Origin of the sequence: Collinsella sp., from assembly GCF_052346665.1 — a bacterium.
Taxonomy (GTDB): domain Bacteria; phylum Actinomycetota; class Coriobacteriia; order Coriobacteriales; family Coriobacteriaceae; genus Collinsella.
In genome coordinates this window covers 34,027-55,373 of sequence record NZ_DAWDUX010000005.1, presented here as the reverse complement: position 1 = coordinate 55,373, position 21,347 = coordinate 34,027, and the positions used below count along the sequence as shown (strand labels likewise).

General features: G+C 62.2%; 19 protein-coding genes and 1 tRNA gene. 2 read left to right on the top strand and 18 right to left on the bottom strand.

Annotated elements, in window-relative coordinates:
- Nucleotides 1-25 precede the first annotated feature (25 nt).
- From ACT8II_RS01750 to ACT8II_RS01700, 11 genes are all read right to left on the bottom strand, one after another.
- Nucleotides 26-724: an NYN domain-containing protein gene (locus ACT8II_RS01750; RefSeq protein WP_294158070.1), complete on the bottom strand. Its 699-nt coding sequence runs from the start codon at nucleotides 722-724 to the stop codon at nucleotides 26-28.
- A gap of 75 nt (nucleotides 725-799) precedes the next feature.
- A complete protein-coding gene (gene rlmB / locus ACT8II_RS01745; RefSeq protein WP_294158072.1) occupies nucleotides 800-1,774 on the bottom strand; it encodes a 23S rRNA (guanosine(2251)-2'-O)-methyltransferase RlmB in 975 nt (324 codons plus the stop codon).
- A gap of 436 nt (nucleotides 1,775-2,210) precedes the next feature.
- Nucleotides 2,211-3,683 (bottom strand): cysteine--tRNA ligase, encoded by a 1,473-nt coding sequence (gene cysS, locus ACT8II_RS01740; protein WP_118654307.1) that lies wholly within the window; start codon nucleotides 3,681-3,683, stop codon nucleotides 2,211-2,213.
- A 255-nt stretch (nucleotides 3,684-3,938) separates the two neighbouring features.
- Nucleotides 3,939-4,427, bottom strand: a complete 489-nt coding sequence (ispF, locus tag ACT8II_RS01735; RefSeq protein WP_118654308.1) for a 2-C-methyl-D-erythritol 2,4-cyclodiphosphate synthase — start codon at nucleotides 4,425-4,427, stop codon at nucleotides 3,939-3,941.
- 294 nt (nucleotides 4,428-4,721) lie between these two features.
- A complete protein-coding gene (locus ACT8II_RS01730; protein ID WP_443812872.1) occupies nucleotides 4,722-5,591 on the bottom strand; it encodes an IspD/TarI family cytidylyltransferase in 870 nt (289 codons plus the stop codon).
- 57 nt (nucleotides 5,592-5,648) lie between these two features.
- Nucleotides 5,649-6,713 carry a DNA integrity scanning diadenylate cyclase DisA gene (disA, locus tag ACT8II_RS01725; RefSeq protein ID WP_118654310.1) on the bottom strand — a complete coding sequence of 355 codons (1,065 nt, stop codon included), beginning with the start codon at nucleotides 6,711-6,713 and terminating at the stop codon, nucleotides 5,649-5,651.
- A gap of 154 nt (nucleotides 6,714-6,867) precedes the next feature.
- Entirely contained in the window at nucleotides 6,868-9,498 is a 2,631-nt protein-coding gene (locus ACT8II_RS01720) for an ATP-dependent Clp protease ATP-binding subunit (RefSeq protein WP_304292490.1), read from the bottom strand.
- Between the two features lie 314 nt (nucleotides 9,499-9,812).
- Entirely contained in the window at nucleotides 9,813-11,270 is a 1,458-nt protein-coding gene (locus ACT8II_RS01715) for an aminoacyl-histidine dipeptidase (protein WP_118654312.1), read from the bottom strand.
- A 290-nt stretch (nucleotides 11,271-11,560) separates the two neighbouring features.
- Nucleotides 11,561-12,406 carry a hypothetical protein gene (locus ACT8II_RS01710; protein ID WP_118654313.1) on the bottom strand — a complete coding sequence of 282 codons (846 nt, stop codon included), beginning with the start codon at nucleotides 12,404-12,406 and terminating at the stop codon, nucleotides 11,561-11,563.
- Nucleotides 12,399-12,815: a PadR family transcriptional regulator gene (locus ACT8II_RS01705; RefSeq protein WP_118654314.1), complete on the bottom strand. Its 417-nt coding sequence runs from the start codon at nucleotides 12,813-12,815 to the stop codon at nucleotides 12,399-12,401. The genes ACT8II_RS01710 and ACT8II_RS01705 overlap by 8 nt, the downstream gene beginning before the upstream one ends.
- Nucleotides 12,812-14,749, bottom strand: a complete 1,938-nt coding sequence (locus ACT8II_RS01700; protein WP_443812871.1) for an ATP-binding cassette domain-containing protein — start codon at nucleotides 14,747-14,749, stop codon at nucleotides 12,812-12,814. The genes ACT8II_RS01705 and ACT8II_RS01700 overlap by 4 nt, the downstream gene beginning before the upstream one ends.
- 191 nt (nucleotides 14,750-14,940) lie before the next feature.
- Between ACT8II_RS01700 and ACT8II_RS01695 the strand changes: the two genes are divergently transcribed.
- Both ACT8II_RS01695 and ACT8II_RS01690 read left to right on the top strand, forming a co-directional pair.
- Entirely contained in the window at nucleotides 14,941-15,309 is a 369-nt protein-coding gene (locus ACT8II_RS01695) for a hypothetical protein (RefSeq protein ID WP_302741393.1), read from the top strand.
- Nucleotides 15,279-15,755 carry a PIN domain-containing protein gene (locus ACT8II_RS01690; RefSeq protein ID WP_118654317.1) on the top strand — a complete coding sequence of 159 codons (477 nt, stop codon included), beginning with the start codon at nucleotides 15,279-15,281 and terminating at the stop codon, nucleotides 15,753-15,755. The genes ACT8II_RS01695 and ACT8II_RS01690 overlap by 31 nt, the downstream gene beginning before the upstream one ends.
- Nucleotides 15,756-16,011: 256 nt before the next feature.
- On the opposite strand, the gene lysS is transcribed toward ACT8II_RS01690, so the two are convergent.
- The 7 genes from lysS to dtd form a co-directional block, all read right to left on the bottom strand.
- Nucleotides 16,012-17,997 carry a lysine--tRNA ligase gene (gene lysS, locus ACT8II_RS01685; protein ID WP_294158096.1) on the bottom strand — a complete coding sequence of 662 codons (1,986 nt, stop codon included), beginning with the start codon at nucleotides 17,995-17,997 and terminating at the stop codon, nucleotides 16,012-16,014.
- A 174-nt stretch (nucleotides 17,998-18,171) separates the two neighbouring features.
- The gene (gene greA / locus ACT8II_RS01680; RefSeq protein WP_443812870.1) at nucleotides 18,172-18,642 is read right to left on the bottom strand and encodes a transcription elongation factor GreA; all 471 of its coding nucleotides are present in this window, start codon (nucleotides 18,640-18,642) and stop codon (nucleotides 18,172-18,174) included.
- A gap of 97 nt (nucleotides 18,643-18,739) precedes the next feature.
- Nucleotides 18,740-18,991 carry a Sec-independent protein translocase subunit TatA/TatB gene (locus ACT8II_RS01675; RefSeq protein WP_118654320.1) on the bottom strand — a complete coding sequence of 84 codons (252 nt, stop codon included), beginning with the start codon at nucleotides 18,989-18,991 and terminating at the stop codon, nucleotides 18,740-18,742.
- A 257-nt stretch (nucleotides 18,992-19,248) separates the two neighbouring features.
- Nucleotides 19,249-19,325: transfer RNA gene (locus ACT8II_RS01670), tRNA-Pro, on the bottom strand.
- Nucleotides 19,326-19,361: 36 nt separating this feature from the next.
- Nucleotides 19,362-20,345 carry a 4-(cytidine 5'-diphospho)-2-C-methyl-D-erythritol kinase gene (ispE, locus tag ACT8II_RS01665; RefSeq protein WP_199588938.1) on the bottom strand — a complete coding sequence of 328 codons (984 nt, stop codon included), beginning with the start codon at nucleotides 20,343-20,345 and terminating at the stop codon, nucleotides 19,362-19,364.
- Entirely contained in the window at nucleotides 20,346-20,642 is a 297-nt protein-coding gene (locus ACT8II_RS01660; RefSeq protein ID WP_118654321.1) for a Veg family protein, read from the bottom strand.
- Nucleotides 20,643-20,900: 258 nt separating this feature from the next.
- On the bottom strand, nucleotides 20,901-21,347 hold the full coding sequence (gene dtd, locus ACT8II_RS01655) for a D-aminoacyl-tRNA deacylase (protein ID WP_443812869.1): 447 nt from the start codon (nucleotides 21,345-21,347) through the stop codon (nucleotides 20,901-20,903).

Below are 21,347 nucleotides of genomic sequence, written 5' to 3'. Positions count from 1 at the left end.
AAAGCCGTTTTAGGATAGCCGAGCTCTACCTGCCGCGCAAGGACTTAAGTTTGGCGAGGGACTCGGGGCTGAGCCTGCTGCCAAGCGTGAGCTTTATGTCCACATTCTCCTCACGTGCGCGCTCGAAGTCGCGCTGCATATCGCCAATCTCTTCAACGAGCATACGGGCGGAAATACGCGTGACGCCATGCCCCATGACCGTGGCCTGGATCATGGCGTCACTGGTAACCACCGAGCATGCCCTCCCCTCCTCGCGCGCTTTTGTGCACAAGTCTTGGATGACCGTATCGGCTGTGACGCCCGTGGGGGAGAATTCGATTCGCACGCCTCCCTGGGGTAGATTCGGCCGCTCGGGAGACACGTTGCCCGCGGCGTCGAACACCACGACTGCCTCGTACTGGCGGCCTGCAAATGCGGCGACATCGTTGATGAGCGCCTCACGGGCACGGTCGTAGAGATCTGTGGAGTACGGATGGTCACCACGATCGAACATGAGGCCCTCGTATTTGGGCGTGGCATGAATTACGTTGTAGCCGTCGACGACGAGCAGCTCCTTTTTGCCCGAGCGCACACCGCGCGGAGGGACTACGGGGCCCGCCGTGTTGGTGGCATTGAACCCGGCGAACGCGTTCCCCACGCCGTAGGTGCTGGCATCGACAATGGGCTTTGCAGAACCCTCGCCAAAGCGTTTGGCCTTTGACTTTTGGCGGTTCTTTTTGGTCATGTCCTACTCCCCCGCATTCCGTGCCGCGCAGCGCATTGTACGTGGCAGTGCCGTGAATTTGATGTGCATGACCTCTTACTCCCCCATCGCCGGTGCATCCACCAACGTCGTGCGATTGCGACGCAGCCATTCAAAGCACAAAGCCGTGGCGGCCTGGGCCACATTGAGGCTCTCGGTTTGACCGAGTTGGGGGAGCTTAGTGGTGAAGTCGCACGTGTCGAGGACCAGACGCGAGATGCCATCGCCCTCCGATCCCATAACGAGCGCCACGCGGCCCTCGAATGGCGCATCCCAGCACACATCGGTGGCATGCTCGGTGGCACCACCGACCCAAAAGCCAGCGGATTTGAGGTCTTCGAGCGCGCGGGCTATGTTGGGAACCTGCGCGATCGGCAGGTGCATGATCGCGCCAGCCGACGTCTTGTAGGTGGCGACTGTCACCTCGGCAGCGCGTTTGTTGGGGATGACGACGCCAGAGGCACCCACGACCTCGGCGGAACGCACGATGGCGCCGAAATTACCGGCATCGGTCACATGGTCGAGCACCACAACGAGCGCCGGACGGTCGGCGGGGGCGGCGGCGATGATATCGGAAAGGTCCGCGTAGGGGAACCTGCCCACCTCGAACACGATACCCTGATGCGCCCCGTGACTGGAGATGGCGTCAAGCTGTGCGCGGGGGACGCTCTTGACGTTCACGCCTGCCTCGCCAAGGCCCGCGAGCAACTCACGGATAGCCGGTTCGCCCTCCACTCCCTGGGCGATGAGGGCACGCTTGATGGGAAAGCCCGTGCGCAGCGCCTCGAATGCCGCGCGACGGCCCTCGATGTAGTTCCCCTCTGCAACATGGACGTCGCGGCGTCGAGGAGCCGCCTGGGATTGCGTGGTTCGCTGGACATCGCGGGACTGCTGGCCGCGGGCCCTGACGGGACGCTGCTGCCCCGCGGACTTCTGATCGTGACTACGCGGCGTCTTGGAGTGGCTCTCATTGACGCGCTTCGGTTTGCCCTGATAGTCTCCGCCCCTTTGCGGGCGCTTCCCCTGTGCCATCTCGGCCCCCTTCGCTATGAATCATTCAGCGACATTGTCACATCCCGGCGTGCAAAACTGCACCCATCCCCAATTTACACACGAGCGCCGCACCCGGGGTCGGATGCGGCGCCCGACGATTGAACGGCAAGACGGCGTGCCCAAATCCTCGCTTCCTAGGGTGCCCCAGATTGCCCCGAAGGAGGAGGGAGGACGCCTTAGGGCGCCGACCGACGAGTGAGGGGCAAGGTGGGGTGCCCGCCAAATCCTCGGTTCCTGAGGTGCGTCGTATTGCCGTGAAAGAGAAGGGCGTACGCCTGGTGTGCGGCGCCCGACGATTGAACGGCAAGACGGCGTGCCCAAATCCTCGCTTCCTAGGGTGCCCCAGATTGCCCCGAAGGAGGAGGGAGGACGCCTTAGGGCGCCGACCGACGAGTGAGGGGCAAGGTGGGGTGCCCTAGGAAGCGAGGTGTTTGATGCGGGAGCCGGAGGCGGTATCCTCTATCGCCAGCCCCATGTCGCGCAGCTGGTCACGGATGGCGTCAGCGGTGCCCCAGTCCTTCGCGGCGCGAGCGGCGGCGCGGGCCTCGAGGATCTTCTCGGCGGCTTCGTCAATATCGTCTCCCGTATAGCCCGTAAGGCCAGCGGCCACGCCAAGCAGGCCAACCGGAAGCGGCTCCTCGATCACGGGAAGCTCGACGCCCAGCTGCGCGAGCGCGCCGGAGATCACGGCAGCGCACACGCGGGAGGCGTCCTCGTCAACAGCACCAGCCGCCTGCTCAAGGTACTTGTTCGCCTCGGTCACGAGCTGGAAGTACGCGGCGACGGCCCCGGCCGTGTTGAAGTCGTCGTCCATGCAGGCCTCGTAATCGGCTGCAGCCTTGCTCATGGCGGCGGTCAGGGCCTCGGCGAGCTCGGCATTCGGCTCACCCTCGGCATGGTCGGCAGCCCACTTGAGGTTGCGGACCGTGCCCGCGATACGCGCGAGCGAGTTCTCGGCGCCCTCGAGGCGCTCCCAGGAGAAGTCGAGCGGGCTGCGGTAGTGGGTCTGCAGCATGAGCAGGCGCAGGGCCGCAGCGGAGTGCTTCTCGAGCACCTCGGCCAGCGTGAAGAAGTTGCCCAGGCTCTTGCTCATTTTCTCGCCGTCAACGAGCAGCATACCCGTGTGCATCCAGGTGTTGGCAAAACCCTCGTGCCAGGCGCAGGTGGCCTGAGCGCACTCGTTCTCATGGTGCGGGAAGGCGAGGTCGGAGCCGCCGCCGTGGATATCGATCGGGGTGCCCAGATAGCGGTGGACCATCGCGGCGCACTCGGTGTGCCACCCGGGACGGCCCTCGCCCCAGGGGCTCTTCCAGCTGGGCTCGCCGGGCTTGGCGGCCTTCCACAAGGCGAAGTCGAGCGGATCGCGTTTGTCCTCATTCTCTTCGATGCGGGCGCCGACCATGAGGTCATCGATGTTGCGGCCGGACACCTCGCCATACGCGGGATCGCTGCGGACGGAGAAGTACACGTCGCCGTTGTCGGCCGCATAGGCGTGGCCGCCCTCGATGAGCGTCTTGATCATGCCAATCATCGCGCCGATTTCCTTGGTGGCGCGGGGGCGCACGTCGGGGTCGAGCACGTTGGCGGCGCGCATGACACCGATGAACTTGTCCGAGAACTCAGTCGCGACCTCCTCGGCCGTGCGGCCCTGCTCGTTGGCGCGGTTGATGATCTTATCGTCGACGTCCGTGAGGTTCTGGGCGAACGTGACCTCGTAGCCACTCGCGATGAGCCAGCGGCGAATCACGTCGAAGCTGATGAACGTGCGGGCGTTGCCGATGTGGATGTTGTCGTAGACAGTGGGGCCGCACACGTACATGCGGACCTTGCCCTCCTCGATGGGGCGGAACTCTTCTTTTTGATGGGTGGCGCTGTTGTAGATCTTCATAAGCAACTCCTCCTGGGTCGCTCGGGGGCGTTTCATCCGGCGCTCGGACAGTCCTGCGCAAGACGCAGAGTCCGCAGGACACTGCTTTGCGTGCGGAACACGCGGCGGATTAACCGCCCCCGAGCGACCTTGGAACCGTATACGTGACAGTCTATACGAGCGGGTGACCTTGCAGAAGCGGGGAGTTCCGCTCCGCCGGGTATAGGTCCGCTCAGGATGCAAAGCAAGATGGCGAATCGCCCAAGGGCAATCATTTTAGATACATCGCTCCAGCAGGCAGACGGACCAGGCACCGATGCCTTCGCCTTTGCCTTCCCAGCCGAGCTTTTCGGTAGTGGTGGCCTTGACGCCGATGTTCTCTACCGAACAGCCGATGGCGCGAGCGAGGTTCTCGCGCATAGCCTCGCGGTGCGGGCCGATTTTGGGTTCTTGGCAGGCGATGGTGCAGTCGGCATCTACGAGCTCATATCCGAGCTGCCGCGCATACTCCATCACCTTGGAAAGTAGCGTCAAAGAGTCCGCGCCCTCATACGCCGGGTCGGTATCGGGGAATAGCTTACCGATATCCCCTCCACGGCAGGCTCCCAAGATAGCGTCAGACAGGGCGTGGGCAAGCACGTCGGCATCGCTGTGCCCGAGCAGCCCCTTGCTGTGCGGGATATCCACACCGCCGATAATGCAGCGGCGGCCCTCAACCAACCGATGCACATCATATCCATGCCCAATGCGCAGATTCGATGCCATGCGACCCCCTGTTCCAACTGTGTGCACGGGCTAAGCATATACCCTGCAACGCTCTTTTCGCCCCATAGCGCGGAATTGACTGGCCACTGGGCACCTTCTCGGACATCTTCTCGAGCTTTTTCGTATCGTTTTCGGAAAAGCCCGAATAGACCGCGTTTTCAAGCAACGCCGAGCTGCGCTTTTGTCTTGGAAACAGAAGCTCTACTCGAAGGAATCGAAATCCAGTACGAAAAACCTCAAGATGCGTTCCCGAATGCGGCACTCAACGCTAAGGAAGCACCTGTATCACGATGGTCAGCCTTGAAGCCGGGCGTGCAGGGCGGCCTCCACTTGGGCAAGGTCCTCGGGCAGCGTCACCTTGAGGTTGTCGCGAGGAGCCTTGAAGCCGCGCACACGGCCGCCCATGCCCTCGACCAAGGACGAATCATCAGTGCCCACAAAGCCCGTGCGATCGGCCCACTCATACGCGCGGCGCAGGGAATCGGCCCAGAACACCTGCGGGGTCTGGACCGTCCAGAATTGAGCGCGAGGAGGAGTTTCGACAAAACACCCTCCTGCATCGATGACCTTGAGGGTATCGACCGCGGGCTGGCCGCACACGACGCCATCGAGTGCATGAAGGTCATCGGAGGCAGATATGGAGCTAATCGATGCGTCCTCGCACCGAGTCGGACTGGGCGCATCACCATGGAGTGCGCAGTCTGCTCCAAGCTCGCGTTTGCCAGAAACGTTCCCACCCGGGTCGCCGAATGCTGGGGCCTGATCGGCGGATACCAGCGCGTCGATCGCCGCATCGATCGTCTCCGGGAGGATCAACGGGCGGGCGGCATCGTGCACCAAAACGATATCGCAGTCTGTGGGAACAGAGTCCAAACCGTTACGCGTGGAATCTTGCCGCTCAGCGCCAGAGGGCGCGAATGCGATGGGCGTCGCGAATCCGAACGGCGCGACGGCCGCCCGATGCATCTCGTCCGTCTTCTCGGGTGGGCATACCACGACGATGCGCTCGACCCGGCTTGCGGCATCGAACGCCTCGAGCGTCCAGGTGATCAGCGGCTTTCCCGCCACATCAATCAACAGCTTGCCGCCCGGGTTTCCAAACCGCGTGCCGGACCCGCCGGCGACGATGATGGCGCAGCCGCGGGCGCGCGTATTTGTATCCATGCATCCCCCTACATGCAAAGCGGCGCAAAGCCGCGCCGCCTCGTCCAAGGTATCGTGTTACGGTTCGCGCTTTCCGCCATGCATGCGCGCGAGCGAGTCCGCGAGAATGGCAGGGTTGTTCACGCCAAAACTTCCCAGGCGATCGGGGTCCTTCTTGATGTCGTCCATGAGGTCCTGCAGCGAGCCGTACTCGTCCACGATCCGCTCCGCAACGCCATCGCGAACAACCGAGACACGAGAAAGCGTACGCAGCCCCAGCGGCGACATAACGGAATCCTCGTCGAGGTCCTCGTACCCCAGAGCGGCGGCGACTTTGCTGGGGCTCGTAAGGTCCTGGGCCGACATGTCGGAGAACATCACGCGGATCCGCTCGCTGTTCTCCTCGGAAGCATCGGCGGCGTAGTCGCGGATCATCAGGTTGTATTCGGTCTCCATGCTTGCGCCGGCGAGCTGCTCGAGCTGCATCTGCACGAGCTTGCCCTGGTTGCCGAGCTTGGTGATGCAGCTTTGGAGCTCGACCTTCGCTTGCTCCATGATCTCGAAGCTGGAGAAGATGCTCGTGATGTCAGCGAGGGTGACGTAGTCGTCCAACTCGAGGGCGGTCAAGCGGAGCAGCGCACGGTCGAGCGAGGAGCGCGTGGTCTGGAGCGTGGACACGAGCTGATTGACCGAGCTCATGATCTCGGTGACGGGCTGAATCTGGTAGGAGCGGCCGTCAACGTACACATTCACCACGCCGCGGCGCTCGGAGACCGAGATGACCGTAGCGTTGGTGAGCACGCTCATGCGTGCGGCGGTACGATGACGCATGCCCGTCTCACTCGTGGCGAGCGACGGATCGGGATTGAGGTGAAAGTTGGCGCGCAGGATCTTGTTGAGCCCACCGTCGATGACGATGGCACCGTCCATCTTGGAAAGCTCGAACAGGCGGTTGCTCGTGAAGGAGATGTTGAGCGGGAACCCATCGTTGCCGGCGGCGAGGACGGCCTCAGTGTCGCCCACGCAGATAAGGGCGCCGATGTGACCCGCGATGATCATGTCGAGCGCGGTGCGCAGCGGCTGACCGGGCGCAGTGAGGCGTACGGCCTCCTTCATGCGATCTTCTGTGCTCTTCTGTTCCACGACGAACCTCCTCGATTACACGCTTGTCCCATTGTCGCATGAATCGCGCAGTGTCCGAAGGATTTGCAGAAAAGCTACTCAGCGCGAAAAACTGGACCCGTGCGCCTTTGGGGAACACCCCTTTGGCACACGGGTCCAAATCGCATCCTTGCGTTTACTGCGCGCCCGCGCCGACGCTGGTGAGGCCACCGGCGCTATTGGTCTTGCGCGGAGCACTCGTGGCGCGACGCGGAGCGGAAGGTCCAAAACCGGCACCCAACGCGCCAACCGCACGGGGTGCGGGGATCTCGCCCGTCGTATGGCTGAACACGAACTTGCCATCCGCCACATCGCAGAGCACCGTGTCACCGGCATTCCACTCCCCCGCCAGCAGCTCCTCGGAGAGCGGATCCTCAATCAGCCGCTGGATGGCGCGGCGCAGCGGACGGGCCCCGTTGGACAGATCGGTACCCTCGCGCACGATCTTGTCGAGCGCCTCGTCGGTGAGCACGATGTTCATGCCGTTGGCAATCAGACGTTCGCGCAGGTCGGCAACGAGCAGCTCGGCGATGCGCGTCAGGCTCTCGCCCTGCAGCTTTTGGAATACCACGATGTCGTCCACGCGATTGATGAACTCAGGCCGGAACAAACGCTTGAGCTCGCCCATCGCCCGGCTCTTGATCTCGTTGGCGGTGAGACCGGCCTCGCCCGTGGTGCCAAAGCCCACGCTCGCGTCCTGCGCGATCTCGCGTGCGCCGACGTTGCTCGTCATGATGACGACCGTATTGCGGAAGTCCACCGTCTTGCCCTGGCTATCGGTGAGGCGTCCCTCATCGAGCACCTGCAGCAGTATGTTGAAGATGTCCGGGTGCGCCTTCTCGATCTCGTCGAACAGGACGACCGAGTACGGGCTGCGGCGGACTGCCTTGGTGAGTTGGCCGCCCTCCTCGTGGCCCACATAGCCGGGAGGCGAACCGATGAGCTTGGAGACCTCGTACTGGCTGCCGAACTCGGACATATCGAAGCTGATGAGTGCATCCTTGCTGCCGAACAGATATTCGGCGAGCGTCTTGGCGAGCTCGGTCTTGCCCGTGCCCGTGGGGCCGAGGAAGATGAACGAGCCGCCCGGGCGGCGGGGGTCCTTGAGCGGGCTGCGACTGCGGCGAATGGCCTTTGCGACGGCGGCAACGGCCTCGTCCTGGCCGATGATGCGCGTCTTGAGGGCGCTCTCGCACGCAAGCAGGCGACGACTCTCGTCCTCGGTGAGCGACGAGACGGGAACGCCCGAAGTCACGGACACGATGTCGGCGATCTGCGGCACATCGATGACGATGGGGCTCGCGTCGAGCTCCGCAGTCCAAGCGGCGCGGGCCTCGCCCAGGGCAATCTCAGCAGCCTGCATTCGCTCCTTGAGCTCTGCGGCCTTGTTCATGTCGTCGGCAGCGGTCGCCTCATCCATGCCCGCCCTGAGCTCGGCAACGCGCGCCTCCGCCTCGCGAACCGCCTCGGGGGCCTTGTTGCGGGCAATGCGCGCGCGGGCGCCGGCCTCGTCCATGAGGTCAATCGCCTTATCGGGCAGGAAGCGGTCTTGGACGTAGCGGTTAGACAGGCTCGCGGCCGCCTCGAGCGCCGCGGTCGTGTACCGAACATGATGATGCTCTTCGTATTTGGGGGCGAGTTTGGCGAGAATCGCCACCGTGTCCTCGACGCTCGGCTCATCCACATCAATCGCCTGGAAACGGCGCTCGAAAGCAGGATCCTTGGCGAGGTACTTGCGGAACTCCTCGGCCGTGGTAGCACCGATGATCTGGAAGGCGCCGCGGGCGAGCACAGGCTTGAGCATGGAGCTTGCGTCGATGGAGCCCTCCGCCGAACCCGCGCCGATGAGCGTGTGCATCTCATCGATGAACAGGATGATGTCGTCCGCCTCGGTTGCCTCGGCGATCACGTTCTTAAGGCGCTCCTCGAACTCACCGCGATACTTGGCGCCGGCGACGAGCCCGGGCAGGTCGAGCGTCCAGACGTTCTGGTTCATAAGGTTCTCGGGCACGTTGCCCGCCGCGATCTCCTGTGCCAGCCCCTCGACGATCGCGGTCTTGCCCACGCCCGGATCACCCAGAATGAGCGGGTTGTTTTTGGTTCGGCGGGACAAGATCTCCATCATGCGGGAGATCTCCTTTTCGCGCCCGATGACCGGATCGAGCTTGCCGGCGCGCGCTTCCTCGGTGAGGTTGGTCCCGAACTGCTTGAGCGTGCTTTCGGTCTTGCCGCCCGCCTGCCCCTGCGCTCCTCCGCCAAAAAACGGCAGCCCCGCGCCCGGGCGACCGGAACCGGCGCCCGCAAGGGGGCGCTGTTTGCCTTGGTCGTTTGACGTGAGCTTTTCCACAGCGGTGCGCACACTCGCGGCGGAAACGCCCAAACGGCGCAAGATGTCCATCGCGACGCCGTCGCCCTCGCTCACAATGGCGAGCAGCAGGTGCTCCGTGGAAACATAGGTCTGGTTGTTCTCGCGCGCCAGGCGGAAGCTCTTTTCCATAACCGAGATCACAAGCGGCGTGAACGCGAGCTTGGCATCCTCGGTCTCCTGCTCATCCGCCTTCGAACTGCGGATTTCCTTAAGCTGCTCCAGGACGTCATCGTACGTGATCTCGAGGTCGCGCAGGGCCTCGGCGGCAATGCCCTCTTGCTCCTTGGCGAGCGCGAGCAGCAGGTGCTCGGTGCCGACCTTGGTGGTCTTGAGGGACTTGGCCTCCTCTTTCGCAAGTGACATGACCTTGCGTGCGCGGTCGGTGAATCGATCCAACATGCGTGTACCTCTTACGTGCTATCTCAGACGTATTAGTTTTGGTCTGTACCCTTTAAGGTTCACCATCATACCCGATAGCAGCTCAATCGTTGAAGTGACACACACGGACGCAACGCGCTTCGTAACGAAACCTCAAGATCAACGGGGGGCGAGCCCATTTGCGCGAGCACCGTTCCTTTTGGAGCCGCGCAACATGACGCCAAACGAATCAACGCCTCCGGTAGCCCGTGGGCTTACCGGAGGCGCGATGATGAAGTTGGTAGGGACGTCCTCTTCTGTTGCAACTGGAATACGTCCCCAACTGAAAATCCGCGCTACGCGGCGAGGCGCTTGAGCACGTCGACGAGCAACGTGTAGAAGCGCTCGGAGGAGGCGAGCTCCATGCTCTCGTCGGGCGTGTGGACGTCCTTGAGGGTTGGGCCCACGGCAATGGCGTCCAGCCCGTCGAGGGCCTCGGCGAACAGACCGCACTCAAGGCCGGCATGGATGGACTCGATGCGCAGCTCGGTGCCGAACAACGTGCGGTAGCTCTCGAGGAAAACGTCGCGCACGGGCGAGTGCTCGGCATAGCTCCAGCCCGGATACTCGTACTCGAACTTGGCGTCGAAGCCCAGAACGTCGGCGAGCGTCTGCAGGCGGTCCTTGAACTCCTCCTGCAGGGAAGTGATGGAGGAACGCGGGGACAGCAGAATCGTGGCCTCGTCGTCGGAAGTGGCGACCACGCCGATGTTGGAAGAAACGTCCACGGCACCGCCCGCCGCGAGGTTGCGGCGCATCACGCCGTTGGGCGCGAGGCGAAGGGTGCGCACGAAGGCGAGCGCCGTGTCCTCGTTGATGGCCTCGACCTCGGCGTCGTCGGCGATGGCGAGGGCGCAGGAGAAGCCGGGGTCGTAGACCTCGAGCTCCGCGGAGACGGCATCGGCGATGCTCCGGGCAAGTTCGGCGCCCGCCTCGGCGGCGGCGTGATCTTTGTAGACAAGGACCGCCTTGCATTCGCGGTTGATGGCGTTGTCCTTGGTACCGCCGTTGAAGCTCACAAGGGCGGGTTCGCCGGCAGCCATGAGGCGCTCGACGATGCGGGCCATGATGAGGTTGCCGTTGCCGCGCTCAAGGTGGATATCAGCACCGGAGTGACCGCCCAACAGGCCGGAGATCTCGAGCGTGAGGGTGCTGCCGGACTTGTGCTCGCGCGTGATGGGACGGGTGTAGGTGACCACGACGCCGCCGGCGCAGCTCACGGTGGCAACGCCCTCCTCCTCGGAGTCGAGGTTGATCATGATGCGAGCGTCGATCTGGGACTTGTCGAGGGTCTCGGCGCCCACGAGGCCGGACTCCTCATCGGTGGTAAAGACGCACTCAAGTGCCGGATGGGCAAGCGCATCATCATCGAGCACGGTGAGCATGAGGGCGACGGCGATACCGTTGTCGGCACCGAGCGTGGTGCCGTTAGCAGTAAGGATGCCGTCTTTGACAACCAGGTCGATGCCGTCCTTCTCGAAATCGTGCTCGACGGACCCGAGCTTGTCGCACACCATATCGATGTGGCCCTGCAGCATTACGGCGGGTTTGTCCTCGGCGCCTGCGGAGGCGGGCTTCTTGATAATCACGTTATATACGTCGTCCTGGTACACCCATAGGTCGCGGTCTTTGGCGAACGCCACCAGGTAATCGCTGATGCCCTTCTCATTGCCGGAGCCGCGCGGGATAGCGCTGATCTCCTCGAAGTAATGGAATAGCTTGGCTGGTTCGTAACCGGTGATCTTGTAGTCCATGGTGCCTCCTTGGAACAACGTCAGTGAATACTTCACATACGGTTTTGTATATTCCCAAAGATCAACGCGCCAAACCAGCACGCGCCCGCAGACGCTTCCGTGATGTCGCTAGACGGCGGCAGCGGAATCTCCTCGCGTACGTTGAAACCCCTGATTCCTCACAGTTTTAGGCCGTTTTCTGTGAGAAATCGACGGTATCAATGTTCCGACAGCCGCATGGGACGACCGCGCGCCAAAGGGGGACGTGCCCCTTTAGCGCGCTTTGGCGTGCATGTGCCACGATGAACGGACTACGTACGTGGATTGCGCGACTCGATGAGGTATACAACGAGTGCGCTCAAGACAAGCACGATTGCAATCGCTGCAAATAAAATGAGGTAGTTGACGTTCATCCACGGCTGGTCACTCGTATACACAATTGAGCCAAATTCCCCCGGTAACATCGCTCGCATCGAAGCCTGCGCCTGGACAATCGGAGCGATGGAATCCAATACGAGAGGATTGAAGATGATGACACCTCCGGGCAGCGTGATGACGCCGACTACTGACGTATACCACATGAGCAATGCATGCAGTAAAGGTGCCGCAACTGCAGGCAACGCATGCGGCCATGGATTACGGCGAGCACGTGCTGAGACGATTTGCACGATAAGAAAGACTGTCGCCACCAGGACGACCTCCATGTTGAACATAAGCATGTCGAAGGTCCGCAGATTCACCATGTACCAGGGCAGCCAGCCTCCCGGGGGTTTGCTGCCAACCCGGTACGCCAAGTGCGCGGCGAGCACCACGGCAAGCGCTACGAGCATCAGGGCGAAAAACCTCACGACGACGAGCGCCGTAGGCAGCCGCGGACACTCGGGCGCGACGCCGTCACAAAACGCGTTGATCGCCGCATCGAAGGACGACACGCTGGCGGTGCCCAGCAGCATTTCGACTGGATCGCCGCCCGAGGACTCGCACTCCGCCAGCATGAGCAGATTGTCGTGCAAGATGCCCTCGCGTTGAGCCGTGGTGAGGCCACGGCGGGTGAGCTCGGTCCGGATGCGCCGAATCGCGTTTTGCGCCGACTTGGATGCCAAGGCGCACTCGAGCTTTGCATTGCGCACACGCAGGGTGATGATGGTCTCACGCATGGGTCTTCCCCGCCTTCTCCTCGATACTCTCGCTCATTTCGAATGTTGGCCTGGACACGCTGCCGAGCGCTTTCCCAGCTGCGCTGCCGGGCTCCTCCCCCAGTACGCTCTCCACCACGTCGGACAGCTTCGCGAACTCCTCGGCGAACGCGTCGATCTCCGCCGCGCCCTCGGGCGTGATGCGGTAGTACTTGCGACGCGGGCCCATCTCGGACTCGCGGTACGTCGAGGAGATGAAGCCCTTCTTTTCCAGGCGCATGAGCAGCGGGTACAGAGTGCCCTCGGCAATACCCGAAAGCCCGCACGATGCAAGTGTGCCCACAAGCTCGTACCCGTAGGTCTCCCCTCGCCCGACAAGCGCCAGCACGCACCCCTCGAGCACGCCTTTCAACATCTGCGATGAGGTCATGGAGTGCCATCCTTCCCTTCGCTCCCGTATGTGCGAGGCATTCCAAACAACCGCTCGTACACCTCTCGCGCGCCCCCGCTCTCCGCATCGAGTGCAGCACGAATGAGCGAGCCGTCTTTGATGGCCAGCATGGTATCGCAGAGTTCGTCGAGGTTGGACAGAATATGCGATGAGAGTAAGATGCTCATTCCCTGCAACGCCAAGCGCTTCATGATGTACGTATTGAGTGCCACGTTACCAGGGTCCAATGCGTTCATGGGCTCGTCAAGCACCAGATAACGAACACCCGTACAGTACGCCACCGCAAGCGCCAACTGCTGCTTCATGCCCGAGGAATACGCGCGGACGGGCTTGTTGAGATAACCCGTAAGACCGCACAGCTCGATGAGCTTGCGCGTGTCCACCTTATCGGGCCACAGTGCTGCGGCGAGCTTGATATGGTCCGCCGCCGAAAGGTTGGGGTACAGCAGTCCTGCATCGCAGGGAACGTACAGCACCAGCCTGCGAAACGCCGCTTGCGCCGATGCAATGCCGTTGGCATGCACGCTTCCCGCACGTCGCGTCCCGCTCAACGCCACCATGGCCTCGAGCAACGTCGTCTTGCCCTTGCCATTCGGCGCTATGAGTCCCGTGATCGTGCCCGGGGGCAGCTCGCATGAGGCGTTGTCAATCACCACATGGGTTCCGTATGATAACAAGACTCCCTGGACGACCATGCCGCTACCGGACGAAGCGGGGCGGTGGGCATCCTTGCGAGCAAGCGCCCGGCCTCGCACAGCGACAGCGCCAAAGGCAATTGCAAGGGCCACGAACGCCCACCCCAACAGTACGACAGCCGCCAATCCAAGCGTAAGGCGCTCGTCGTTCAGCTGAACCTGATTGGGCCAATAGTTCGCACGACCCGCCACGTCCATAAAGTCGTTCAAATATGAAAGCGGATTGTATGGCGCGATTACCTCGAGCATGGCAGATTCATTATTCACGCTTTCGACGCCGGGGAGCGACCCCATCGCCATATACGCCTCGACCATCGGCCAAGCCAGGAGCAAGCAAACCGTCACAGGGGCGACAAACAAGATTCGCCTCGGCACGACACGGGCTATCGCATGAGTGAGAAGCGTGGAAAACATGGCCGCTAGAAGCAGCATTAGTAGGACACGGGGAACAATTTCTCCCACCGACCATTCGCGCACCGCTGTCTGGGCCTCGCCCAACACATTCACTACTGGATAACTCGCCTCGCCGAAACCATTGACGAGCATGGGGATAATGAACGAGGGAAGGGCGATAAGGATGATTGCGCCTACCGAGAGCACCGAGAGCACAAGGATCTGACCCGCCATCGCGGTAAAGCACCCCAAGGGAGCTTGAGCGAGCAGGCATCTGCCACTCACCGAGCGGTTGAGCAGTACCGCCAGCACAACCGAAGGCAACACCCACATGAGCAGGGGAAGCGAGCTGTATGCCGCAGCGAAATAGAACAACGCAGGAGCCTCGCGGTACGTTTCGAATATGCGCGAGTCTTCTTGCTGGGAGAGCAGGGTGAAGAACTGGTATTCCGACTCGAGACTCTTCTCGGTGGGGCCGATCAGATTGCCCGCCCTGAATGATTCGAGGTCACTCGCGAGAAGTTGGGCGCGTAGACGGGCGTACTCCGCCGGATCATCGGTCAGGCTCGCCCGCGTCATGAGGCTCAGTTCCTCTTTCATCTGCTCGCGGAACTCGGGCGGAGCGGAGTCGTACGCACCTTCCTCAATGCTCTTGCGCCTCTCTCGCAACGCGGTATCGAGCTGCTCCGCTCCCAGGAAGTAGCCCATCGTGTCGTCGCCTTTGATAAACGGAGCCGCCAACATGAGTTGGCACACCAGGATAACCAACCACAAAACAGGATTCTTCACCATGACTTTTACCAATGCCTGCATGTAACGCAACATGTGCACCACCGCCTTGAGCCGCTCTTCCGCAAAGCTACTTTGCCTTACTAGGTAGTAGCTACATAGTAACGCTAAGTAGCTTATGGCGGGCGCGAAACCGTTCACCGCTCGGCAGACGGCGAAGCGTATGGTCCGTTACCTGATACACTTATGCTATACGTATAGCGTCAGGAGGAGCCATGGAAGCGACAATGCAAATGAACACACGCCTAGCACGCTCGATAAAAGTCGGAGGCGACGCGGTCTTGAGCCAGTGCGGCTATAGCCCCAGCCAGGCCGTTCGGGCGCTTTGGACATATCTATGTGACCACCAGGATGTGCCCCCGTTTATGAAGGAGGCCGAGGCATGCGATATAGACGCAGACCGACAAAGGAAGCTATCTCTCATCCATGACGGCGCCGGCTTGGCAATCAGGGCCGCACGACAACACGGCTACACGGGTCCCACCGGCGACCTGTTAGGGGAAAAGACCTGGCATCAGCTGCGCGACGAGATGTACGACGACATGATCGGCGAGATGGAGGCCCGATGCGTGTATCCGGCAAAAACCTCAGCCTGATAATCGACACCAACGTGTGGATCGACTACTTCATGCGAAGCGAAGTCGACGCAGGCGCATCAGAGCGCTTGCTCGAGGCCGCCATCTTGAGCGAGACGACCCTGCTCGTTTGCCCCACCACCCTAAAGGACGTGTTCTACATCCTGCCGAGGCGATTTCGACAGCAGGATATGCGTGAGGGCAAAGCGGGCCCATCATACGAACCCGTCGCATGGGCATGCGTCGAGCGCATCCTTGAGCTCGCCACGCCAACGCCCCTCGGTCTTTTTGAATGCACCATGGCGCGGTCTCTGCGAGATAAGTTCGGAGACCTGGAGGACAATCTGGTTCTCGCATCGGGCGAATCCGCGCAAGCGGATTACATCGTCACGCGCGATGCCCCGCTGCTGCAACGCTTCCCCGAGGCATGCATCACCCCCGACCGAGCACTGGAGCTCATTTCATAGCGAAAGGCCGCTCGAGCAGCTCGAACGGCCTTTCACAAAATGGTGCAGTTGGGGTACGTCCCCAACTGCACCATTTCGTGCGAAAGAGGAGGGCGCACACCTTGCGTGCGGCGCCCGACGATTGAACCCGAAGGCGGGGTGCCCCGTGCGAAGCTAGGGTTTTCCAAGTGCCCGATATTGACGCGAAAGCGGGGGCGCGTACACCTTAGGGTGGCGCGCCCCCGCTTGAACGGCAAGATCGGGTGCCTGGGAAAGCCTAGTACAGCTTGGCGCCGGCGGGGATGCTGTCATCCACGATCAGCACGTTGAGGCGCTCGGGGGTCTCGTCGCCCTCTGCCTCGGCATGGACAGCGGAGATGATCATGCCGCAGCTCGGGATGCCCATCATCTTGCGCGGGGGCAGGTTGGTGATGGCGATGAGCGTCTTGCCGATCAGGTCCTCCGGCTCGTAGTAGTCGTGGATGCCGGACAGGATAGTGCGGTCGGTGCCGGTACCGTCGTCCAGGGTGAAGTTCAGCAGCTTCTTGGACTTGGGCACGGCGACGCAGTCCTTGACCTTCACGGCGCGGAAGTCGCTCTTGGCGAAGGTGTCGAAGTCGACGAAGTCCTCGAACAGCGGCTCGACGACCACCTTGGAGTAGTCGACCGTGGGCTTCATGGGTGTGAGGAACGGACTCGCGGCGCCCGCGGCCTCGGCCATCTGGGCGGCCTTGGCGGCAGCGGCGCCGGACTTGGAGCCCTTCTCGGGCTTCATGTGCGGGAACAGCAGGACGTCGCGGATGGACGTGGAGTTGGTAAGCAGCATGACCACGCGGTCGATGCCGATGCCGATGCCGCCCGCCGGGGGCATACCGTACTCGAGGGCGCGCACGTAATCCTCGTCGTACTCCATGGCCTCATCGTCGCCTCCGGCCTTCTCCTCCATCTGCGCGGCGAAGCGCTCGGCCTGATCGACCGGGTCGTTGAGCTCGGAGAACGCGTTGGCGTACTCGTGCGCGGCGATGAACAGCTCGAAGCGGTGCGTGAGACGCGGGTCGTCCTCGTGGCGCTTGGCCAGCGGGGACACCTCGACCGGGTAATCCACGACGAAGGTCGGGTTGATGAGGATGGCCTCGCCCAGCTCGTCGAAGAGCTCGGCGATGAGCTTACCGGCGGTCCACTCGGGCTTGTACTCGATGTCGTGCTCGTCGCAGGCGGCACGGAGCTCCTCGACGGGAGTGTCGATGGTGACCTCGCGGCCGAGGACCTCGGACACGACGTCGGTCATGGGGCGAGACGGCCACGGGGAGAACAAATCGATGGCCTGGCCCTGGTAGTCGATCATGCCCTCGAGGCCGATGGCGCGCGCGGCGGCCTTGATGACGCCCTCGGCGAGCTCCTTCATGCCCTCGAGATCGGAGTAGGCGCGGTAGGCCTCCATGGTGGTGAACTCAGGGTTGTGGGTGAGGTCCATGCCCTCGTTGCGGAAGATGCGGCCGATCTCGAACACGCGCTCGTAGCCGCCCACGAGCAGGCGCTTGAGGTGCAGCTCGGTGGCAATACGCAGGTAGTTCTCCTGGTTGAGCGCGTTGAAGTGCGTGATGAACGGCTTGGCGGTGGCGCCGCCTTGGATGGACTGCAGGATGGGGGTCTCGACCTCCATGTAGCCGTTGTCCTCCATGTAGCGACGGAACGCGGAGACGATGGCGGAGCGCTTGCGGAAGGTCTCGCGCACACCCTCGTTCACGATGAGGTCGACATAACGCTGGCGATACCTGGTTTCCTTGTCGGAGAGACCGTGGAACTTCTCGGGCAGCGGACGCACGGCCTTGGAGAGCAGCTGCGCCGTGCGCGGGGCGACGGAGAGCTCGCCGCGCTTGGTGCGGGTCACCTGGCCGGTCGCCTGGACGATATCGCCGAGGTCGAGCTCCTTCAGCACCTCCCAGGACTCCTCCTCCACATCGTTCACGCGGCAGAAAAGCTGGATATCGGCGGAGGGGTCGCGCACGACGATGAACATGATCTTGCCCTGGCCGCGCTTGGCGACCACGCGGCCGCCAATGGTGACGACCTCGGGAGCAAACTCCTCATTGGCAAGCCCCTCGTAGCGCTCGAGCAAATCGGCCGCGTGGTCGGTCACGCTGGAGTGCTCGGGATAGGGGTTCTTGCCGGCGGCGTACAGGGCGGCGCGGTCGGCGAGACGGCGGGCTCGCTCGTCATTCAGCGTGTTGACGGCCTCGGTGGCAACGAGGTTCTCGGCCATGCGAACAGCTCCTCTCATACGACGGAATCGGGTCCGTCGGACAGTGATGGTCAACGGGAGACGCGGACATCGTCCCCGCCATAAGCAACGTAAACGAAAACCGCCCCCAGCGCCATGAGGCGCCAGGGAGCGGAACGAGCGCTAGGGTTCTACCGGAAATACGGAGCGCGAACCCTAGCGCGTGATCTTGGCGATGGTGAAAACGCGCTTCTTGCCAGATGCAAGCACGACCTCAACGCTCTCGCCCTCGGCATGACCGATGATGGCACGGCCGACCGGAGACTCGTTGGAAATCTTGTGCTCAAGCACGTTGGTCTCGGTGGTACCGACGATGGTGAAGTCGGAGACCTCGCCGTCGCCGTCAATCAGCGTCACGATGCTGCCAATGGAGACGATCGCATTGGAGCCGGCGACGGCGTCCTGAGCGTTGGCGAGTGTGGCGCGAATCTCGGCGATACGGGCGGCGTTGCGGGCCTGGTCTTCCTTGGCCGCATCGTACTCGGCATTCTCGGAAAGGTCGCCGAACGCACGGGCCTCTTTGATGTGCTCGACGATCTCCTTGGCCTTCTCACCCTCGAGATAGGCGAGCTCCTCTTCGAGCTTCTTGCGGCCTTCGGCGGTCAGTACGATCTGGTTTGCATCCATGCGTCGAACTCCTCTTCTTATTGTGCAGAATAACAGCAAAGCGACCGGTGAACCCAAAGCGGGTCAACCGGCCGCGATCAACCCTTTTGCGAGCGGGTTACTCGGCGTCCTTGGCAGCGGCTTCCTTCTTGGCCTTGGCCTCGGCGAGCTGAGCCTCGAGCTGGGCGACCTCGTCGTCCTCCTCGACGACTTCGGCGTCCTCGGTGGTGGACTCCTCGCCAGACATGCCCTCACGGATGTTCTTGACGGTCTTGCCCAGGGACTTGCCGAGTTTAGGCAGGTTCTTGGGACCGAAGATCAGCAGGGCGACGATCAGGATGACAACCCACTCAAAACCTTTAGGGAACATACATTTCCTCCCAGAAACTTTCCGTTTGGCGTGAACGGCGAAACACCGTGCGCGTTACAGCTCGAATGAGTATAACCCGCCGCCATGGCTCTGCACAACATCCGCCTATTTTACACGGGCGATCGAGGCCCTTCGTAAGGACTCGGTAAACGGCTTCTAGACAATCTATGGGGCCTTGCACGCTTCTTGCCATATGCCAGCATTCGCAGAGCCCCTTACGCAACAGGGCCGCCCGAAGGCGACCCTGTAAAAATCGATGGTCGGGTTGACTGGATTTGAACCAGCGACCCCCGCGTCCCGAACGCGGTGCTCTACCAAGCTGAGCCACAACCCGAAGCTTCGCTATAGTATCAAAGCCTCGGATGAAAATCTAGCCCACAGCGATAATTGGTCCAGTTTTTTCCATCTTCGCAGCTTGCGCCCACCAACCATGCTCCTTCATGGCCGCGATGCCAATCTTTTCGGCCGCCATCTGCGTGTTGCACACGGCAAAGACGGTCGCGCCGGAACCGCAGACATCGACCGCGCGGACGTCGGGTTGCTCGCGCATCCAGTCCACGATCTCGCCGATCTGGGGGCACAGTTCGCGCGCGATCGGTGCAAGGTTGTTCGAGACATGCTCGAAGATGGCCTGTTCGTCGTGGGACCGCATCGCCTCGAGCATGGGCTCGAGCGGGCTGGCCGCAACGGGGGCCTCGTCGAATCGGCGGTATGCCTCGACCGTGGACACGCCACCCGTCATGGGTTTGACCAGAGCCACAGGAGTGCCGGTGAGCGGGCGGAACAACTCGCTCATGCGATCTCCGCGTCCATCCAGGTGGGCGGGTGGCCCGTAGAGGAAGAACGGCACATCGGCGCCGATGGAACGAGCCACGGCATCGATGCGTTCATCACGCGGGTCAACACCCCAATAGCGGCAGATACCCATGATAGTCGCAGCGGCGTCGGTGGACGGACCACCGAGTCCTGCGCGGATGGGAATATGCTTGTCAATGAGGATGGCGAAGTTCGGTTCGCGATCGAACGCCTTGCCCATCGCGACTGCGGCCTTGTAGGCGGTGTTGCTCTCCTGCGGAAAATCGGCCTCGGGCACCGTCTTGACCATGAGGCGATCGGACGGCGCGATGGCCAAGGTGTCCGTGAGGTCGAGCGTCGTCATGACCGTATCGACACGGTGGTAGCCGTCTTCGCCAGTGCCCTCATGAACCCCCAAGTACAGATTGATCTTGGCGGGCGCGGTGATAAGCATGAACCGGCCCTGCGGGGCTATGGTGCCCTGCGCACGAGCGGTTGCGCGATACGGGTCGAACGCCGGGTTGGGCACAGTGCCCGTCATTTGACCGGTCGCCGACATCTAGTGCTCCTCGAGCTGCGTGCCAAGCGGGGTGAAGATGTGCTCGCCGCTCTCGGGGTCGAACAGCTCGACCGTACCCGTGAGCACGTCGACGTACTGATACGACTGGCGGGACTTGCGACCACGACGCTCGTCGACCTCGATGATGAACACGGCAGGGTGCACGCCCTTGATGACGCCCATGCGCTCGATAACGCGGGTTCGGCCCATGTTGGCCTTAACCTTCACACGGTCGCCGACCATTCCAGCAAGCGCATCCTGAATCTCCGCGACGTGGTTAACTTCCAGCTCTTCCATGCTATAGCCTCCGTTGGGGCGCAAAAGTACAGATTGCACCCAAAATATACAAACGCTGGAAGTATAGCAGGGAGACGGCGTGTCCCTCAAGGTCACGCCGGCCATGGGCACAACATTGCCTATGGCACGGGGGAGATTGCCTATGACGTTCGTCCCTTTGGACTTGCGAAAAGGATGTTTTCCATAGGCAATCTCCCGGTGGGCATAGGCAATCCCGGCAATCGGTGTGCCGGGGTGGGTGTCGATTCGTCTTGCGAGTTACAGCTCGTTGGTGTCGAGGACGATGGTGAAGGGGCCGTCGTTGACGAGTTCCACCTGCATGTTGGCTCCAAAGCGGCCTGTCGCGACGTGCGGCACATCGGCTCGGGCGAGACTGACGAAGTACTCGTAGAGCTCCGTTGCTTGCGCCGGGGGCGCGGCCTCGGTGAAGGACGGGCGGCGGCCCTTTTTGCAGTTGGCGAACAGCGTGAACTGCGACACGACGAGAACCTCGCCCGCTACATCGTCGAGGGCGAGGTTGGTCTTGCCTTCCGCGTCATCGTTGATGCGCAGGGCAAAGATCTTGCCCCAGAGCTTCTCGGCAGTCTCACGCGTGTCGGCATGACCAACGCCGAGCAAGATGAGGTACCCGCGGCGTATGGACCCCACGAGCTCGCCGCCAATGCTCACACGGGCATGAGACACGCGCTGGACGACGGCGCGCAC

Bases quoted from the DNA above. Each gene is read 5' to 3' on its own strand.
- ACT8II_RS01750 (WP_294158070.1), bottom strand. From the start codon at position 724: ATGACCAAAAAGAACCGCCAAAAGTCAAAGGCCAAACGCTTTGGCGAG.
- rlmB (WP_294158072.1), bottom strand. From the start codon at position 1,774: ATGGCACAGGGGAAGCGCCCGCAAAGGGGCGGAGACTATCAGGGCAAA.
- cysS (WP_118654307.1), bottom strand. From the start codon at position 3,683: ATGAAGATCTACAACAGCGCCACCCATCAAAAAGAAGAGTTCCGCCCC.
- ispF (WP_118654308.1), bottom strand. From the start codon at position 4,427: ATGGCATCGAATCTGCGCATTGGGCATGGATATGATGTGCATCGGTTG.
- ACT8II_RS01730 (WP_443812872.1), bottom strand. From the start codon at position 5,591: ATGGATACAAATACGCGCGCCCGCGGCTGCGCCATCATCGTCGCCGGC.
- ACT8II_RS01720 (WP_304292490.1), bottom strand. From the start codon at position 9,498: ATGTTGGATCGATTCACCGACCGCGCACGCAAGGTCATGTCACTTGCG.
- ACT8II_RS01715 (WP_118654312.1), bottom strand. From the start codon at position 11,270: ATGGACTACAAGATCACCGGTTACGAACCAGCCAAGCTATTCCATTAC.
- ACT8II_RS01710 (WP_118654313.1), bottom strand. From the start codon at position 12,406: ATGCGTGAGACCATCATCACCCTGCGTGTGCGCAATGCAAAGCTCGAG.
- ACT8II_RS01705 (WP_118654314.1), bottom strand. From the start codon at position 12,815: ATGACCTCATCGCAGATGTTGAAAGGCGTGCTCGAGGGGTGCGTGCTG.
- ACT8II_RS01700 (WP_443812871.1), bottom strand. From the start codon at position 14,749: ATGTTGCGTTACATGCAGGCATTGGTAAAAGTCATGGTGAAGAATCCT.
- ACT8II_RS01695 (WP_302741393.1), top strand. From the start codon at position 14,941: ATGCAAATGAACACACGCCTAGCACGCTCGATAAAAGTCGGAGGCGAC.
- ACT8II_RS01690 (WP_118654317.1), top strand. From the start codon at position 15,279: ATGCGTGTATCCGGCAAAAACCTCAGCCTGATAATCGACACCAACGTG.
- lysS (WP_294158096.1), bottom strand. From the start codon at position 17,997: ATGGCCGAGAACCTCGTTGCCACCGAGGCCGTCAACACGCTGAATGAC.
- greA (WP_443812870.1), bottom strand. From the start codon at position 18,642: ATGGATGCAAACCAGATCGTACTGACCGCCGAAGGCCGCAAGAAGCTC.
- ACT8II_RS01675 (WP_118654320.1), bottom strand. From the start codon at position 18,991: ATGTTCCCTAAAGGTTTTGAGTGGGTTGTCATCCTGATCGTCGCCCTG.
- ispE (WP_199588938.1), bottom strand. From the start codon at position 20,345: ATGTCGGCGACCGGTCAAATGACGGGCACTGTGCCCAACCCGGCGTTC.
- ACT8II_RS01660 (WP_118654321.1), bottom strand. From the start codon at position 20,642: ATGGAAGAGCTGGAAGTTAACCACGTCGCGGAGATTCAGGATGCGCTT.